Annotated in this window: 3 protein-coding genes; 1 reads left to right on the top strand and 2 read right to left on the bottom strand. The window is 31.6% G+C overall.

What is annotated here, in order from left to right; all coding sequences use genetic code 11:
• Positions 1–108: 108 nt before the first annotated feature.
• The gene (locus tag PX700_RS21785; RefSeq protein WP_479521922.1) at positions 109–729 is read right to left on the bottom strand and encodes a heme-binding beta-barrel domain-containing protein; all 621 of its coding nucleotides are present in this window, start codon (positions 727–729) and stop codon (positions 109–111) included.
• A 26-nt stretch (positions 730–755) separates the two neighbouring features.
• On the bottom strand, positions 756–1331 hold the full coding sequence (locus PX700_RS21780; RefSeq protein WP_446701161.1) for a YceI family protein: 576 nt from the start codon (positions 1329–1331) through the stop codon (positions 756–758).
• 838 nt (positions 1332–2169) lie between these two features.
• Here PX700_RS21780 and PX700_RS21775 point away from each other — a divergent pair.
• On the top strand, positions 2170–2622 hold the full coding sequence (locus PX700_RS21775) for a DUF302 domain-containing protein (protein ID WP_446701162.1): 453 nt from the start codon (positions 2170–2172) through the stop codon (positions 2620–2622).
• The last annotated feature ends 340 nt before the right edge of the window (positions 2623–2962 follow it).

Below are 2962 nucleotides of genomic sequence, written 5' to 3'. Positions count from 1 at the left end.
GTTTGTATACAGTAATTTAGTTAGGTGACATTAGGGTGTACCCTAATGTCATAGAGTTTATGAATTATGTAAAGAAGCCACAAAATGAGTAGTGGCTTCAAATAATAATTAATTTATTCTTTCTAGTATTCCAGAGTCAGCATGAGCAAATGGTTTACCATAAATATGTAAGTTTGTTGTTTGAGAGTATCTCAAAATGTCTTTTTTAGACATGTCTAGTGACATTGTAAATTTAGTTGTTGTTCCGCTCTCTGCCATAAATTGACTTTCAGCAATACCTTTAGGTGAAGTTTCAAAATTTATGACTTGTCCTGATTTTCCTTCAGAAACGATACATACCGCTCTAGGTATACAATAAGAGTTATATACCATTTGGTTTTTTTTATCGTAAATTAAATATCCTCTTTGGTCATGAAATTTACCGTTATCACTTTTCCTAAAAACTTCTTGTTTGTAATAGAGGGCGGTTAAATATTGCTCACTAGCATTTGTTGCATCGGCGGTTGGTTCAAATGTAAATGTTTCATAATATGGCTCAACCGCAGGGCCTCCTTTTCCTACTTTGCTCCCTTCTTTACCTGGAGCGACATCAACACCACCAGATTCAGTACTTTTCCATGTGCCTATTAACGTACTTAGTGGACCTAAGTCTAAATTAGAAGCGATAGCAGCTTGTGAAAAACTTAAAGGTGAAAAAACGATTAAAGCCAATAAGGTTAATTTTTTCATTTTAATAGATCCTTTATAAATTGTGATTACTGCTTCTTAAATGTTAAATTTATATTTAACGGTACTCTGTTTGATATTTTTATACCGCCAACAGTTTCTGCTAGTGCTGTTAAATTGTTTTCTGGTATACCAAAGTCAGCACTATCAATGATTATTGGTGTGTATGAGTTTATAGTTAGGTAATTTTCTGTTGGAACAATAATTACAGGGAAGTTAATTAATTTCGTTGTTCCATAGAATGTGACATTTGTTGGAACGGTTGTTTTTATTGGGCCATTCTTTATTTTGTCTAAGTTAAATTGGCCATCGATTTTAATTTCTGGGAATTTTAGTGAGTTAAAAAATAGTTCGTTTACACGGGAATCTCTAATTGAGATGCCGGTACTAAGACCTTTTAAGTCAACAGATAAATTAAAGCTTCCGTTATCATTAACTTTTCCGGAAAGAGTATCTATCATTGCAGGTTCAACTACATACTGATTCTTTATTGTTGCAAAGTTTATTGCTGATAGGGATGGTTCTAAGGTGTAGTTTTCAGCCGCAAGCACATTCACAGATAATAATGACAAAACAAGAGTTAATTGCGTGGTTATTTTTTTCATTTTTAAATTACCTTATTAAAAGAAGGGTTTCTTCTTGTGCATATTATGTTCAATTTATTTATTTACATAATGAATTAAATCGATGGGTTTCATCGTTTTTTTAATTTATCAATGATGACACTTTTAACAAATTTAACTTTACGTTTACATTTTTGTGTGTATTATTTTTTGTTACTCGTGATTTACCTTTAAATTGTTATATTCATTCCAAAATGTGAATTAAAAATATTACCTCATTCTAATAAATAGGTATTTATTACATATGTTTTACATTTCAGTGTTGCTGTATAAGGTTTACATATGTCAAAGCATAGTTTTCAACTTACGTACTCTGTATACCCATTAAATGAGAACGAAGAATCAAAAGAATCAGCAGATAAGGCTCGATATTTAATTAGAAATATAAAAGGGTGGAGAATGTTAGACAAAATAGAGACGACTCTTGTGGGAGAGCTGTTTCTAGATAGTTTGCATATAAGAAGATGCAGAAGACATTGTGGATTCAGTTATTCGTGATGTATTGCACGACAATGATGTTTTTTATGATGTGAAACTTTACGCTAGTTTAATGTTTAATGTTTAATGTTTAATGTTTAATGTTTAATGTTTAATGTTTAATGTTTAATGGCTTAGGTGAGCATATTACATTTAAATTATGAATTGTCGTGCTCACGTTTTAATTCAAATATAGCTAAAATGAGCCATAACTTCATTGTCATGTAGTGAAAATAGAATGCGATCTTACTATGAGCGTGTAATGGTTTTGATCTCTTGTAGAATAAGCGATATATGCGGTTCAGGATCGTATAATAAATGAGTTTAATCTTAGGGATGAAAAATGAAAAAATTAGTATCAATCGGAATAGTTCTACTTTCTGCATCATTTTCAGTAGCAGCTTCTGAAGATTTGGTTAAATATGAAAGTCATTACTCAGTAAAAGAAACGGTTGACCGTTTTGAAAGTATAGCTAAGAACAAGGGATTAACATTATTTGCAAGAATAGACCATCAAAAAAATGCTCGTGGAGTGGGGCTAGAATTACGGCCAACAGAAGTTATTATTTTTGGTAATCCTAAAGTGAGCACTCTTTTGATGCAATGCACTCAGGATGTTGCTATTGATTTACCTCAAAAGGTATTGGTTAGTGAGGATGCGGATAATAAAGTTTGGTTATCTTACAACAACCCTAGTTACTTAATGAAACGTCATGAAATAAAAGGTTGTGATGAAGTTATTAATAAGGTTTCAGGTATTTTAAGTCAGCTGTCAAAAGCAGCTGTTGCTAAGTAAGAATCGACTAAATCTCAGTGTAGTCGAACATAATACTCGAAGTAAGAACTGCAAAGGCCGCTAAAATTTAGCGGCTTTTTTGTTGCTTGTGATCATGTTTTAATTCAAATATCGCTAAAATGAGTCATAACTTCATTGTCATATGTCAATTGGGTAGACCCTAATGTCATTAGTATTGTAAATGTAATGGAGAGCGATATTTTAGTGAACTATCTTAATTATTCATAGTCATAAATTTAAACTAAACTGTTTAGTTTAAATTGTAAGAGTGTAATTTATGAAAAATAAGATGAAAATACCAGTATGCATAGTTTTTCTCGGACTTTCTTACCAAGTTGCC

This window comes from Pseudoalteromonas sp. TP27 (assembly GCF_056470645.1).
This window is presented reverse-complemented; position numbering and strand designations above follow the sequence as displayed.

Coding starts and splice junctions, on each gene's coding strand:
- PX700_RS21780 (WP_446701161.1), bottom strand. CDS start 1,331: ATGAAAAAAATAACCACGCAATTAACTCTTGTTTTGTCATTATTATCT.
- PX700_RS21785 (WP_479521922.1), bottom strand. CDS start 729: ATGAAAAAATTAACCTTATTGGCTTTAATCGTTTTTTCACCTTTAAGT.
- PX700_RS21775 (WP_446701162.1), top strand. CDS start 2,170: ATGAAAAAATTAGTATCAATCGGAATAGTTCTACTTTCTGCATCATTT.